This window comes from Sellimonas catena (assembly GCF_027924685.1).
GTDB lineage: Bacteria > Bacillota > Clostridia > Lachnospirales > Lachnospiraceae > Sellimonas > Sellimonas catena.
This window is the reverse complement of record NZ_BSBO01000039.1, coordinates 24,120-39,126: the sequence shown is the minus strand read 5'-3', so window position 1 is coordinate 39,126 and position 15,007 is coordinate 24,120. Positions and strand designations below refer to the sequence as shown.

Genomic DNA, 15,007 nt, shown 5'->3' with positions numbered 1-15,007 from the left:
CTGAGCTGAAAGAATGCAGGAAAAGAGGCATGACCGTGTCGTTGAGATGCGATTGTGCTTTTTTTCTGGAAAAGTTGGCGATTATAAAATGCTGTTTGTGGCTACCAGAAAGTGTCGCTCGACAGTTGTACCGCTTCGGTCCAATATTTCACCTACTGTTCCTAAAAACCAATATTTTGCATTACCACCGAGTTCTCATACAAACCGTGGTCGGAAACACGGTGTACATTACTACAAATTATTTCCTGTTACACGTACATACATTGACAAGTTTGTTACAACGGACAATTCCTACTATACAACCGTCCTGAATATTCTCAATCGCCACGAATCTGATATTATAAAGGCATGTCAAGAGTACCTGCAGGAATGTGAAAAAGGAAATAAGCATTATGTTACACCTGATATAGACGGTATTATAGATGTTTTAGATTTTCTTAAATACAAAAATGACACAGCTATATAAAAATCCCATCGGAGCCAACACTCTGATGGGATTTTTCATCTTTACTTCGACATTACTAATACAGACAGGTACGGTATTTGAACCGTATCTGTCTCAACTGTACTGGTTTCCATATTATTTTCCACTTTCTTTTTGAGCATTTTTTTTAATGTCTATGACATCTATTCAGAGTGCGGCGGAATGCACAACCCAATATAGTCAACGCATGCCACCTGTCTGACCAGACCGCATACGCTTAACGACTACAGGTACTCAAGTTACCTGCAAAGAAACCATCTCTGGTTTCTTGCTTATATTATATGCAATCCGAATCAAAAAAAATCAACCGCTCATCCAGCATTCCTCATTATATACGCCAACAGGTTATAGCTCTAAAACGCTCAAATTTGCCCTTATTTTCGATTTTTCACCCCATACGAGGAAATCCTTACTATCACATAGAAAATGAATCCTTGAGGCATCACAGCGTCTCACAGAATCATGAAATACAATTCTTTTTCGTTTAATTTCCCATTCGCATCCATCAATTACAATTATTATTCCTGACAGTCCCTGTGCCATCCCAATTTTATCCTCATTGATAACAGTAAAAACTCGCTTGCCCCCTTGTATGCTATAAACCAACAGGCGTATACTATTATCAGAAATCCAAGGAAAGGTGGTACACAACCATGCAAGAAGAACGCTACACCGTATCCGGCGCAACGTACATAGCCAAAATCGAAGATTCAGATGAGGGAACAACGATTTCCATCCGTAAGAAAGCATCTTTCACTCCCATCTACACTATCTTCGCACAATCGGAAGTCCTCTCTATCAACGGCGAAGACTTTGATTTACAACATATTTTGTACTACGGACATAATGGAAATTTTCTTACCGTGATTGGTTCACAGAACCATGTGTACGAAGAATGCGAAGGTAACATGGAAAAGATACAGGCTCTGCCGGATAACGAAACACAAAACTATGAGATTCCATGCAGCGATGCCGTTGCAGACATCATAGCAGACGCCTGCAACCTATAAAAAAAGGGGCTGCGGAACCAAAAGTTCCACAGCCTCAGACTGTCTAAGCTATCTTATTTCTTCCGTTTCCTGCGGAATCCAACAACACCAAGTCCACCCATGATTCCCATTCCTGCAATCAGCGGAACAAACGTCATCGGTGTTGTAAAGCCACCGGACATCGGCATCTTGAAAGTTACGTCATTCGTAATTTCATACGTGAACTCATAGATGTAATAAGTTCCCGTTGCCGGGTCATAGGTCACTTTCGATTTGCTAATGTTGTAATCATTAATATAATCTTCTGTCACTTCCATTGGAGCCTTTACAACAATTGGGTCTTTCAGCAGAGAATGTCCCGGTACTGTTTCTTTTTCCGTAATGGTATAGATGTCTGGATACAAGTTATCAAAGATGATTTCTCCGTTTCTGTCAGTCGTCTTGGTTCCAACCACTTCTCCGTCTGAGTTCTTGATTTCGAATACAACACCTGCTAACGGATTCTTGCCGTCAGAATCAAACTTCTTCAGTTTGATTTTACTGGATTTTGGAGTGTTGTAGCCAGTGAATTCGTTACCGCCCTGAAGACGAACGGCACCGGAATCTTTATTTATCTGCGCAATATAAATTTCACTATTCTGCGATACTACTTCACCTGTATCTTTATTTACCAGATAGCCATCCAAAGTATAACCAGCTGCAGGCTTTGTCTCCTGAATCGTAATAGTTCCATATGGTAAACAAGGAACTCCGTTAATGTAATACAGTTCATCACTGCCATCTACAAGATAATTGTCTGTCAAACCTGTAATATATCTTTCAGTATTACCAACTTCTTTTACTTCCAGTACCCAAGTCCGTGTCGGTGCTGGCAGTTCGCTCACACTGTCATAAAAACCATCGTAATACTTAATCGTGAACTGAGTTCCTTCCAGGGTTGGGATAGTATCCGTCTTATCTCCATTCTGGAGTTTTGTAATCTCGATACCTGTCGGGTCGTTGCCCGGAACATCTTTACAGGTATAAGTAAGAGGTTTCTCTGCGGTATGGGATGCTGTCACGGTTGCTTTCTGGGTCCAGTTTGTATTCAGTTCAAACCCTTTTGGAGCCTTGGTTTCCTTCACCCAATAATCTCCCAAAGGCATATCATGACATTCTGCTATTCCATCGGCATTGGTCTTTATTACTTGATACACAGTCTTGCAAGCGGCATCTTTGTAAATGGTAAATTCAGCGCCAGCCAAAGAATAGCATTGGTTATTTTCACTGATTTCCGGGAGTTCCGACTGTTTGATGATTCTCAGATTTCCCACTTCCGGTTTATCTTCCATGTTCATCGTGACCACGGTTGCGTCCGGGATTTCAGCGGTATAAATTTCTGTATCCAATTGATATCCTTGCGGTGCCTTGGTTTCTTTCACATAATAAGTTCCAAGCGGAAGATTTCCAAGGGAACCGCTGCCATTTTCATCGGTTGTAATCGTTCCAACTTTCTGCTGACATGCCTTATCTTTGTATACAGTATAAACAGCACCTTTTAGGGAATAATTGCTGTTATTATTCGTCACAGATGTATCTGCTGACTGTTTAATAATTCTTAATTCTCCTACTTTTGGTACATCTTTCAGATTCATCGTAACAACTGCCGTACCTGGAATCGTTACAGCATGTACGACTGTATCCAACTGATAACCTTTTGGTGCTTTGGTCTCTTTCACATAATATATGCCAAATGGAAGATTCGACAGGGTCCCTTCCCCATTTTCGTCGGTTGTAATCTTTCCATATGCCTGTTTGCAACTGCTGTCAGTATAAACTGTATACTCTGCACCTTTTAGGGAATAATTGGTATTGCCTGTTGTTACAGTTGGGCTGGAGGAACTTTTAATGATTTTCAATTCACCGAACTGCACCGGCTCTACCGATGTCAAATTCACGGATATCTCATCGGTTGTCCCTGACGAAATATCTGCAGAATACACATTGGTATCAATATCAAACCCTGTAGATGCTTTCGTCTCTTTCACAAAATAGACTCCCAATGGTAATCCGGCTAAACTGCCCTGTCCGGATGCGTCCGTAACAATCGTTCCTACTTTGACAGTACAGACCTTGTTGGAATATACCGTATATTCAGCGCCCTGGATGCTATAACGATTATTTCCTGTTGTTGTATCGGCATCACCAGATTTCTTTTGCAGCAGAATCTTACCTGTTTTTGGCGGTTCGGATGAGGTCTGTTTGTTTTGCGCTGCTGTTGTTCCGCCTTTCACCGTAAACTTATATATCTTGGTATCCAGCTTAAACCCTTTGGAAGCCGTCGTTTCTTTTACATAATAAGTTCCTTCCGTTAAGGCATCATCTTTTGTAGCAGCATAGCCGGATGCATCTGTTGTGATTGTTGTAACTAATGTTTTGCATGCACTGTCCGAATATACCCCATACTTTGCACCTGCCAGAGAGTAACATCCATTGCTGTATTTGTTAGATATACTTGTATTCGCAGACTTTTTCTGGATAGACAGTCCTCCCTTTTTCGGGGAATGGTATGTTTTAAATACATATAAATAAGACGGAACTTTCGGCGTGATTGCGGAAATCATATTTCCAGGAGATGTTCCCTCTTTTATAGCATCACCATGTGCGGAAGAATGCCAGAATTTATTTTCGCTTGATGTCTTACCAAAGAAAAAGCCAATATGGCAGTCAGCGCCAGGCTCAGTCCAGTCTCGAGGTTCAAAGAAAATGATATCTCCCTTTTCCATCACACCAGACTGCAGAGCAGCACTGATGCTGTCAAAACGATATGTCTTACATGCAAGCAAAAGATTCTGTGCCCAAGTTCCATCAGGCTGTTTCTGATAGCCATGTGCATAATCCTGCCAGTTAGAAGCATTGGCATACCATCCTGGTCTACGTTGAGTAATCTTTGTTAAATTACCGCCACATTTGCGAATCACGTCTGCAACAAATCCTGTGCAGTTCATATGACCCGATTTTCCATCCGCTGTTGCTCCATTGGCAAGCAGCCAGTCTGTATATGGCTCTTCAAACACTCTGTCATAATATGGTGTACCAAGATAGTACTTTTTGTTTGTGTCATAAATATTTTGCAGATATTGACCAATATCTTTGGTACATCCTATCTTTTTATCTATTGTCTGTGTACCATTCGGATTGTCAGGGAACAATACCAGTGGACTGACATCTAAATCTTCATCAGACAAATTAGCAAGAATCACCACTTCTATTGTTGGGTCACCAACTAATGCATGAACCGCATATCCATCCGGAAGAACCGCTTCGAACACATAGATAGGTTGTGCCGTCTGTTCATAGTCACTCAGACACTCCCAGGTTACTTCTATATCTTCCCTAGTACCATCTTCCAGCGTAATGGATAACGTCTGCGGAAACCGATTTTGCAGCACATCTAATGACTCTTGGGTTTCCAATTCCAACGTTTCTGTGTAATCTCCAATCTGTGCAATGACCTTTTGACCTTCATTTTTTTCCTCTTCTAGTAATGTAGCCAAAGTGCCCAGATTTTCATCCTCTTCTGTCTGCTCCTGTACCAATATCTGGTTCTCGTCCCCAGTGTCTTTTGTCTCATCCGCTTCCACGACAATCGGATTCTCTTTCCACTGAGCCACAGCTGTATCTCCATAGAATGCATTCTCGCTCTCCGCATCAAATACAGGAACAATAGTCACAGTTTCTGCTGTATCTGAACTGATGTGAAAGACTGTATCCAGAGAAGCTTCTGCCGGAATCTCTATAGAAAGATATGCCGCTGTCAACTGGTCCTTGTCATCTTTCTCGGAAGCAAAAGACGCCTTGCTTTGAACGGTATCTTCGCCCTGCTTCAAATCCACGGCATACTTATCCGTATCCTGCAGTTCTGCGATTTTCACGTCTTTACAGGCATCTGTCAGGACCTTAGACCATTCAGCCTTGTCTTCCGGAAGTGTTTCTCCATAATCCCAGAAATACAGGCGGAAGTCTGCATCTGCATCCGTTGGATTCTCTGCTGTAACATGGACAGGGATGGAATCTCCCGCCTGATACTCTGTCTCCACCTCGATGTCAGACTCACCGGCATCCCCGATTTTTACAGAAGCCTGCATTTCTTTTTTGATTTCAATCGCATTGCTCTCTGTTTCTACGACAATCTCATCCGATGTCTCATCTTCTTCCGGTATCACCTGGATTGCAGTTGTCTCGTCAGACGGCTCTGCCGCAAATACAGAAGCAGAACTTCCGGCAACCGGAGAGACTGCCATCAGTACAACCAATGCCATGGATGTAAAACATGTTACTTTACGCTTCATGCCTTATACTCTCCTTTCTCCAGCCTGGTCATATTCCAGACTGCATTTTCATTTCACAATTTCTATATAAACAAAGGCTCCGCATACATTTCCACATACACAGAGCCTTTACAAAAAACTTATGAGCGGCTCCTGTTTCGGAAGTGCCGTACAATCCCAATAACCGACAGAATCGCTACAAAACAGCTAATACTGATAATCACCGCTTTCTTGTACTCTTCCATCCACTTCGACGTCACTTCTTTATCCTCAAAGGTTTCCGGATTTTCCACCGCTTCCTGATAATCTGTCCGCACACCCCGTACCAGCAGGCGGTGTGAGTTCACGCCGTACGGTGTACAGGTGACAAGTGTGCAGTAATCCTCCCCCGGCACGATTTTCAAATCGTCCAGTTCCGAAGGAAGCACGACCTTTATCTGGTCTACTTGATACGCCAGGTTCTCACCCATGACATGAAGGAAAAAAATATCGCCTTCCTCCACCTCTGTCAAATCGGTGAAAAGCTTTGCTTTACTGAGACCGGTATGACCGGTCAATACTGTATGAGTGCTCTCCCCTCCCACTGGAAGAGATGTCCCATGCAGGTGACCTACTCCTTTTTCCAACACGCTCTCAGACGTACCGTGATAGATAGGGAGCGACACATCAATCGCAGGGATTTCCACCGTTCCCATCACGCCGTCATTCGTAAGGTTCAGCAGTGATTCATACTCTGCCAAATCCTGTTGAGATTTATCTTCCTCAAACGGGTCCGTCAGCGTCACATGCCCGTCAGCAAGGACCTGATTGTATTCCCTCGCAGCTTGAAGTGCAGCCTGTTGCTCAGAATTATCCAGTTCCTGAGCAGCCTGTTCGACTGCATCTGCCACGGAATCCGTTTTGTTCTCAAACAGCCAGTTTGAGATGAAAGGGTACATCGTCAGAGCAATCGCCATCCCAAAGAGCAGGAACACCATCAAACCCTTAACGATGCCCCTTTTATTCATTTATCTATCCAGCTTCTTTCTTCCAGAAATTAAGCTTCTTTCTTTTTAGACTTCTTTGTTACCAGCAGGACTCCGCCTACAGCGGCTGCACATCCTGCAAGTGTAAACAGGATAGTTCCGTATCCTCCAGTCTTCGGAAGCAGGAAATTCTTATTATTGACTACATTCAGAACAACGGTTGCGTTTGCAGATGTCTTCTGCTCTGTGCCTTCGCCTTCTGTGTAAGTATGTTCCTTCATGTCGGCAGAAACTTCATCGACAGTTGCTGTTGCTGCTACAATTTCGCCTACATGCATATCTGTCTTACCGATGGTACGTCCGTTTGCATCCTCAATGTCCGGGCGTGTTGCATCTGTTCCAAAGATGTCATCCTTGGACGCATTTACAAGCTGTCCGTTTTCGTTAAAAATACCGCCATGGTATGCTGCAATAATTGCATCTACCTGGTCCCCAGTCAGACCTGTCGTACCAGCGACAGAAGCGATTACGTCACGGTCAGTCGGAGTAATAACGATATTAATAGAATCTTCCAGCAATGTGTAGCCATTATCTGTCGCAATCTCTGTCATTGCATACTTGTCTGCTTCCAGACCATATACAACAATGCGTCCTTCCTCAGTTGGAATAAATGTCGTTGCTTCCTCTTTGCTGGTCGTCTTTCCAGTTACGTACCATACAGCCGGGTCCTCCGCAGACTGTTTTGCCATGACATAGTATGCATCCGTTGTATTGTACAGCTTAAATTCAACCTGGCTCATATCGCCTTCGTTATCAGAAAATTGTTTTGTCAAATCAAGGCTGTATGCATAAATATAGTTCCGGTCTTCCAGCGTGTTATAGTAACCGTCAGATGTACGGCTCCATTCCAGAACAACATCATTCTCATTACCTTCATCGCCAAGTACTAAAGATGCATCACTGTTTACAGTAACGGTATAGTATACAACCATATACAGGTCGCTGTAACTCTCATTACTTACCTTTCCACCGCCCTGTCCGGCAATGTTGTTACCATTTCCACCTTTACCATTCAAGGTTTGCAGTCCGAGTTCTGTCAGTTTTACAGTCAGCTCTGTTGAACCGTCTTTCCATGCTGAAGAGCCTGATTCATCCGTTACGGTCACATCTGCATAACCTTGTGTATAATCTCCGGAATTTAGATTCCACTGAGTAACAGCGTTTGCTGTATTATTTGCGTTTGCATCTGTCGGATTATCATAAAATGCAATCTTTACATCCTTGTTATAAGCCAGCCCTGCCGACAAAATATCTGTAAACGTATACTCTGACAAGAAAGTACCTTTGGATGTAATCTTCGGTAATCTGGATACCAGAATATAGTCCAGTACATCACCTGCAGAAGCTGTATTCGTATCACGGTACTCAAAGTCATAGCTGTATCCGGCACCATCTTTACCAGCAGTTGTTCCATCAGATGTATAACCGCCACGGTTTGCTACATAAGCAGCCTCATCTGTATCCTTTTCATTATTCGGATTGTTGGAATCATCGTTAAATACAACTAAAGACTCGCTATCCTTACTGCTGACATAAGCATCGCCACGGTTAATAGTACCATTCTTGTCATCCACTGCATTCGTATTGCTATAAGCATTCCGCACGCTCTTGTCCAAAGTCGGATTGCCTGTCTGGTTTTTTGGGTAGCAAGTCATATCGTACAGCCAGTAATTTCCGCCTTCCTCACCAGTAGCATTCTCATCTTCCGGTGTCATATTCGTAAATGGCAGGGAAACGAACCACGGATTTGTCGTACTTGTTACCTGTTCCGGCACTTCTGTTTCCACTAGCAGATACAGACCAAGTTCCAGACCTTCTACATGGGTATAACCCTTTGCATCTGTCTTCGGCATATTCACTGCTTCCACACCGGTATCTTCGGATGTAGTTACCGAACCATCTGTCGTGCTATCCTGTGTACCATAACTGTAAAGGTACTCTTCTAATGCACTTGTCGCAGCAAGCTCATCATCCGCTAAAATCTTAGCCAATGCATCCGAAAGCTGTGTACTGTCATAATGGAGAACACCTTTGTTTGTACACTTTTCAGCAACGCCGTCCTCATTCATTTTATAAGCATCTTCGGCATCCAGCTTCAGGATTTCAGCCAATTTTACCGGAATCTCGTAAACAACATTTACCTGAGAAGAACCACCTTCCGTATTGCTGTATGTCTCAATGTTACCTACACGGAGATAAGTGAACTGCACACCCTGAATAGCATAATCAGCCATTGTTTCTTCCACTACGGTATCCTTTTCACCATTGGCGAATCTCTCACCTTCTGTGTAATCTCCGGCTGCTTCTGCTGAAGTGATATCATACTTGTAAATACTCAGAGACCCTGTCTTGGAATAATCAATGATATCCGAATTCTCCAGGTCATTTGCTACCTGTGTGTTATTGGTCCCATCGGTGGAATCCTGTCCGGTTCCAGGTGCCGCAAACACAGGTACGGAGACAGCAGGTGTCACCGCCATCAATGTTGCAAGCGTTCCTGCAAACGCCTTTGTAAAAAAGTTTTTCTTACTCATGAACTTTTCTACTCCTTTCTATGAAATTGTATAAATATATTTGATACCGGCATAATCTGCTGCCAAAGCAGCTGGGCTGCCAGTGTAACCCCAAAGCAAATGCACAAAAAAATAACGGCAAACAGAATCAGGAGACTTCACATCTCCATCATCTGTTCACCGCTTTTCTTTCTATATTGACAAGCTGTACTCTCGTCTTGCAGTTCGTCACCCCTGCAACACTCCCGGACGTCTTACGCCAGCATCCCTACAAGGCACCGTTCCTTTGAGTTTTCCACATGAACATCTATATACTGTTTTTGTTGTAAATCATCACATATGATGACTCTATCAAGCATTATACCTCTTTTTCATGATAGCGTCAATGAATTTTCATCATTTTCGATTATTTTTTTGAGGATTATTGATTATATTTCGTTTCATAGTATAATAATACACAGAAAAGTTTCATAAATGAGGAGGAAACCCACTGATGACCAATCAGGAACTCGGCAAACGGCTGAAAGCAGCCCGCCAGGAAAAGAATGTCACGCAAGAAGAAATGGCAAAAGCATGCGGCGTTAGCAAGAACCATCTATCTGTTATCGAAAGAGGTCTCAATACCTGCAGCAGTCATATGCTTATTACATACGCCGAAACCCTGCATATCTCATTAGATACGCTGACCGGGCTTAACGAAAATACAAAGGGCATTCTGCCGGAACTCGGCAATGCGCTCCAGCAACTGTCTCCACAGGACCAGAAGAAAGTGCTGGATGTATTAAAAATCATATTTTCATAGTGATATGAAATCATAGAAACATAGTCTCGTGAAGAATGCACCATGATATGGTCACAGTATGGCACATTTCATATAGCCACCCATATATGTTACACACAATGTGCCACATTTGTTCCACACTGTGGGAAAAATAGGAGCATGATGTGGCACATACTTTAGGCATCTGTAACCTATCAGCGTATATGTGCCACACTTTGGGCACACAATGTCACACACTATGCCCACAAATCGCCCACATATTGGACATAAAGAAACCACGGCAAAAATCCGTGGTTCTTTTCGTCTATTCTCCGAATCCCCGGTCATTCTTCTTCCGTTCCTGCCACTGTACTGACCGGTCAATCCGGTCTGCAACCTCTCGCCCGGTAATCTGACGCCGAGATGACCCTTTCTTACCCTTTTTACCCGTCCTGCTTCTGAGTTGATTGATATCACGAACCTCATCAAGAAGGCGGCAGCCATCCGTCTGCAGGATACCAATATCCTTTTCACGCTTCGCATTGCGTCTCCGCCGCTCTTCATCCGCTTTCAACTGTAATTCCATTGTCAAGTCAACCGAACCATCCGGATTATGGAACTGGGCTTTCCTCTTTCCGACTCCCTCAATACGAATGCTTCCATCCTCACCCCGAATAGTACGCACAGACGGTATTGTCTGTGACGGCTTCCTATTCTCAATCTGTTCCTCTTCTCGTCTTCGCTGTTCTTCTTTCCTCCGCAGAGCTTCCTCCCGCTCTGCCTGTTCTCTTGCATGACGGGCTTCCATTTTCTTACGAACTTCTTCTTTCAGACGCTGTTTCTCTTCCTCTTTCTCCCGCTTGCGCTGCATCTGCACCGCAGCCGCAGCCGCTGCCGTATCGCTCTCCTGCGACGCTTTTTCAAACCCAGATGCCTGCGGTTTCGACTTCTCTGTTACAGAAGAACTTGCGTCAGCATCCGCACGTGAACCATGTCGTTTCCGCTCTAATTCCAACTCTGCTTCCTTCTCTTTGAAGAACTCCTGTACATGGTCAGAATCATACAGAGTCCCCAGCTTATACGACCTGGATTTCAAATTCTGCGGAACCTTTTTCCCTGCCGGGAACTGCGAAGTATCCACCAATTCATACGTATAATACCGCCCACGTTTCTTTGAATCATGTACTTCGATATTCACGCCGGTACGCACCAGATTCTGCATCCATTCCTGCTCAGACTCCGCTGACGCCATCGCTGACGTAATACGTTCTTTCAGGTCATCCTTCCATACGTATTCCCCAATCTCCCTCTTATGACGTTCGGTCTGTGTCGTCTTATCCTCGACCTGCTGTACGCCGGAATCCAGTTCAAAATACTGTCCGGCAACCGCATTTGTCCACTCTTTTACCTTCGGGAAATGATACTGCTCTTTCTCACAGCCTTTACTGGAAATCATGTCCGTATCGCTTACAATCACATGATTGTGTACAAGCCCGGACTTCCCGTCTATCTGGGTAAAGACCACCGCCTGCCGGTCCGGATAATACTTCTGTGCGAACTCCTGTCCAATCAGATTTGCCGTCAGGATATCGTTCTCATCCTGGGGATTCAATTCCTTTGTACTAAAACTCTGGACGATACGAAGCACTTGCGTTTTGTGATTTTTTCTTGCCCGGTTCCAGTACACTTCCATCTGGTCAGCCGGGTCAATGCCGGGGAGCAGGTTCACATATCCAACATACACGTTCCGCTGTTCATTCTGATTGTGTCCTGTGCCATGTCCGGCAGCATACTCAAGCGCATCCCTGCCGAAAGCAGTTCTCGTTACCCTTGAATACGCCATAATGCTTTCGCCACCTCCAAGCTTGCTTCCTCATATCTATCCATACATTCTTTCTGTGCATCGAGATTTGAAGAAATCACCTTTAGTTCTCTTTGCATCTTTTCCAGATGCATTATTTTCCGAATAATTTCAGACTTCTTTTTCTCATCCTTCGATGCGCAATACGCATCATTCAACCGCATTACCTGCCCTGCAATATTATTTCCTTTTGCAATCTGGTTCACATTCACACCAATACGGTTCAGCTCATTCCGTATTCCCTGCATCTCATTCGCAAGCGCAGCACTTTGCCGCTTGATTTCCTCTCCCTGCTGCTTATCTATGTACTGCACGTTCCCCAAATATTTTTCCAGATGTCCGTCTATCGAAAGCCTTACGACCTCAGAGAAGCTCACTCCGTATTCCTCTGCGATATCCTTAATAATATCGCTCACGGAATGTGCAATTCTTGCCGTCACTTTCACCAATATCTCTTTCTGCTTCTCTTCCCCGTCCATCTGGTTTTCCTGCTGGCTCTTTGCCGCCGGTTTCCCTGCTGCCATCACCAGGCACCTCCTTCCGTACTGCTATGACACGCCTACTGCGTGTCTCCTCGCCGTATCTGACAGAGATACGGCTCCTACCGATGGCAGTCTCCCTGTGCTTTACAGCACCGTTCCACTGCCACATTTCCTGCACACAAAGTCCGCCGGCACCAAACCTATCCCATAGCTTTGGCACCGTCTACTGTAAAAAGTACTGAAAGGTACTCTTTGTAACAGATGTAGGAAATGCAAGTAGAGGGTTTGTCGGCGGTTCCGCCGAAAACCCTCACGCCGGATTTCCCCATACCGGGGAAATACCGGCTTACTTGTGAGGGAAACTGCGTTTCCCCTCAACCCCTTCCTTCTTGCAGGATTCCGGACACAATTCGTTTCCGGTCCCGCACCCTTAACCTTCCTGTCAACGGAACTCTTACCTCCCGTTGCCATTCCAAAAGACAAACCTCCGGTTTTTCTCTCAGCCTCTCTTTTCTCACGGCACCGCATGCCGTCCATCAATATACACAGCTGGAATCACTCATCAATACCCGTAACTTCCAGCCTGCGGACGTTCACGCCAAATAAGGTCATCGCCATTCTCCTGCTTCGTCTTATGCAGCATCCTTCCTGTGTCCTCATCCACACGGGTCCACTCTTTAATAGACTCCTGTCCATTCTCATCCCGTACCATATGGACCGTCCATCCTTCATCATCTACGTAAGTCCATTCCTTCGGAGCCTCTGTCACAGGTATCTGTACCGGTTTCTCTTTCGGAGCAACTGCTGCCCTCTCTTTTTTCTTCGCCGCACGCTCTGCTCTCTTCTGTCTTGCCACTTCGATATCTGTATTGCACTCTGACACGATGCGGTCAAAATCTTTCCCAAACTGTGCCGCAATCAAGCGAATTTCCTCTTTATTGTAGTCCTTTAACTTCTTACAAATTTCCTTATCATTCAACAAAGAATCCACAAAAGAATCCAGAAGCGGCTGTGCCTGCGCACGATACAGTTCCAATTCTTTTGCTTCCATTTCCCGCTGCATTTTTGCCAACTGTTGGCGTACATCTTTTACACTGCTCATATTCAATACCTCTCTTTTCTCTAAAATTTTTTCAAAAGAAAAAGCGGCAAACAGAATCAGGAGACTTCAAATCTCCGTCATCTGTTCACCGCTTTTCTTTCTGTTTGACAAGCTGTATCCCTCGTACTGTGGTTCGTCACCCCCACAGGACTCCCGGACGACTTTTAAGCTAGGATTTACGTCAAGACCACCTGCAACGTTCCCTCGGATTTCAGACATGAACATCTTTATTTTATTTTTTTCACTCAAATTGTATCACAATTTCTTGTAAAATTCCATCTGGATTCCCCAGAAAATTTTCATACAAACATCTGCTGTAACAGACCTTTTTTGAACTCTTTCCATGCTGAAAGTTCAACCTTTATCTGGTTGATAACATCATCTAATGATGACAAACAATCAGCAATTTTGCGCTGTTCCTCAACACAAGGCATCCGCATAATAATAGACCGGCATGTTGCTTGATTTAATTTTGGCTGGGCGCCACCAGAATTATATTTTCTATAATCAAATGACTCCAATTGTTCACAAATAAAATAATTAACATTACTGTCAACAGCCTTCAGCACGTGTGCATGATTATTTACCCAATATTTTCCCTTTGCTAAAAACGCCACTCTATAATTACGGTCAATAATATTTGCACCATCTTCACTCAATAAAACAAGCTCATCATCAAAAATATAATTTTCTACATAATCAATTATTCCCGATGCCCCATAATATGGATATGGTCCCGCTACTCTTTCTCCAGCCTCCAATGGTTTTCTCAAACCATCTAAAAATTCTACCACTTCATCCAGGCGTTTCTCTTCCCACTCCGGGAACTCACTTCCGTCATCTGCTTTGAACCGCACCTCACGATTAAAAATTTTCTGCATCACGCCCTTTTTGCGTTCCTGCCATGCGGTCAGTTCGGACTCTGTGGACTGGATAATTTCATCAATCATGGATAAGAATGATGCGATTTTTTTCTGTTCGGGAAGGGAAGGAAAACAAACCCTTCCTGACAAAAAGCGCTCATTACTAATCTTCATATCATGTTTTGCACCAATATTAACAAGTGGCTTTAAATATTTATTCAACCTCTCGTCCAAGTCAAAATATGCATCAACAAATTCGGGTATTACATTATTTTTGCAATCAAAAACTGCATATAGTGTAGATACAATACCTGCAACACCTTTGTTTGCCTTAATAATACCATATGGATTTGCCTTTAATGGACTTTTAGTATAAACAATTCCATTATGTGGAAGAATATGATATTGCTGTACACTTTTACCAGCAAACGAACGTCCTTGAAATTCAATTTGATTTACAACACCGTAATCTCCCGAAACTGATAACACATCTTTCTTACCAAATTTCAAATCTACATTTCTCAATCTATTTTCATCTAAAAACATAGATAAATTATGTTCCTCCCACTTCGGGAACTTACTTCCATCATCCTCTTTAAAACGCAACAGTGGTTCCAT

The 15,007-nt window shown here is 43.6% G+C and carries 10 protein-coding genes; 2 read left to right on the top strand and 8 right to left on the bottom strand.

The genetic code is table 11. From position 1 onward, the window contains the following. Nucleotides 1-829: 829 nt before the first annotated feature. Complete coding sequence (locus Selli1_RS15530) at nucleotides 830-1,027, bottom strand: hypothetical protein (protein ID WP_281844293.1); 198 nt, start codon at nucleotides 1,025-1,027, stop codon at nucleotides 830-832. Nucleotides 1,028-1,137: 110 nt separating this feature from the next. Between Selli1_RS15530 and Selli1_RS15525 the strand changes: the two genes are divergently transcribed. Next, the gene (locus Selli1_RS15525) at nucleotides 1,138-1,494 is read left to right on the top strand and encodes a hypothetical protein (protein WP_281844294.1); all 357 of its coding nucleotides are present in this window, start codon (nucleotides 1,138-1,140) and stop codon (nucleotides 1,492-1,494) included. Nucleotides 1,495-1,547: 53 nt separating this feature from the next. On the opposite strand, the gene Selli1_RS15520 is transcribed toward Selli1_RS15525, so the two are convergent. From Selli1_RS15520 to Selli1_RS15510, 3 genes are all read right to left on the bottom strand, one after another. Then, nucleotides 1,548-5,804: an MSCRAMM family protein gene (locus Selli1_RS15520; RefSeq protein ID WP_281844295.1), complete on the bottom strand. Its 4,257-nt coding sequence runs from the start codon at nucleotides 5,802-5,804 to the stop codon at nucleotides 1,548-1,550. Nucleotides 5,805-5,923: 119 nt separating this feature from the next. After that, nucleotides 5,924-6,790, bottom strand: coding sequence for a class C sortase (locus Selli1_RS15515; protein ID WP_281844296.1), 867 nt, complete (start codon nucleotides 6,788-6,790; stop codon nucleotides 5,924-5,926). 29 nt (nucleotides 6,791-6,819) lie between these two features. Continuing rightward, on the bottom strand, nucleotides 6,820-9,342 hold the full coding sequence (locus Selli1_RS15510; RefSeq protein WP_281873852.1) for a SpaA isopeptide-forming pilin-related protein: 2,523 nt from the start codon (nucleotides 9,340-9,342) through the stop codon (nucleotides 6,820-6,822). Between the two features lie 472 nt (nucleotides 9,343-9,814). On the opposite strand from Selli1_RS15510, the gene Selli1_RS15505 reads away from it, so the two are divergent. Continuing rightward, the gene (locus Selli1_RS15505; RefSeq protein WP_281873851.1) at nucleotides 9,815-10,123 is read left to right on the top strand and encodes a helix-turn-helix domain-containing protein; all 309 of its coding nucleotides are present in this window, start codon (nucleotides 9,815-9,817) and stop codon (nucleotides 10,121-10,123) included. A gap of 283 nt (nucleotides 10,124-10,406) precedes the next feature. Here Selli1_RS15505 and Selli1_RS15500 read toward each other — a convergent pair whose 3' ends face one another. The 4 genes from Selli1_RS15500 to Selli1_RS15485 all read right to left on the bottom strand — a co-directional run bounded on the left by Selli1_RS15500 (nucleotide 10,407) and on the right by Selli1_RS15485 (nucleotide 15,007). After that, the gene (locus Selli1_RS15500) at nucleotides 10,407-11,924 is read right to left on the bottom strand and encodes a relaxase/mobilization nuclease domain-containing protein (RefSeq protein ID WP_281873850.1); all 1,518 of its coding nucleotides are present in this window, start codon (nucleotides 11,922-11,924) and stop codon (nucleotides 10,407-10,409) included. Continuing rightward, entirely contained in the window at nucleotides 11,906-12,466 is a 561-nt protein-coding gene (locus Selli1_RS15495; protein ID WP_281873849.1) for a hypothetical protein, read from the bottom strand. Before Selli1_RS15495 ends, Selli1_RS15500 begins: the two co-directional genes overlap by 19 nt. A gap of 520 nt (nucleotides 12,467-12,986) precedes the next feature. Then, nucleotides 12,987-13,526 carry a hypothetical protein gene (locus tag Selli1_RS15490; protein WP_281873848.1) on the bottom strand — a complete coding sequence of 180 codons (540 nt, stop codon included), beginning with the start codon at nucleotides 13,524-13,526 and terminating at the stop codon, nucleotides 12,987-12,989. 299 nt (nucleotides 13,527-13,825) lie between these two features. After that, a complete protein-coding gene (locus Selli1_RS15485; RefSeq protein ID WP_281873847.1) occupies nucleotides 13,826-15,007 on the bottom strand; it encodes a restriction endonuclease subunit S in 1,182 nt (393 codons plus the stop codon).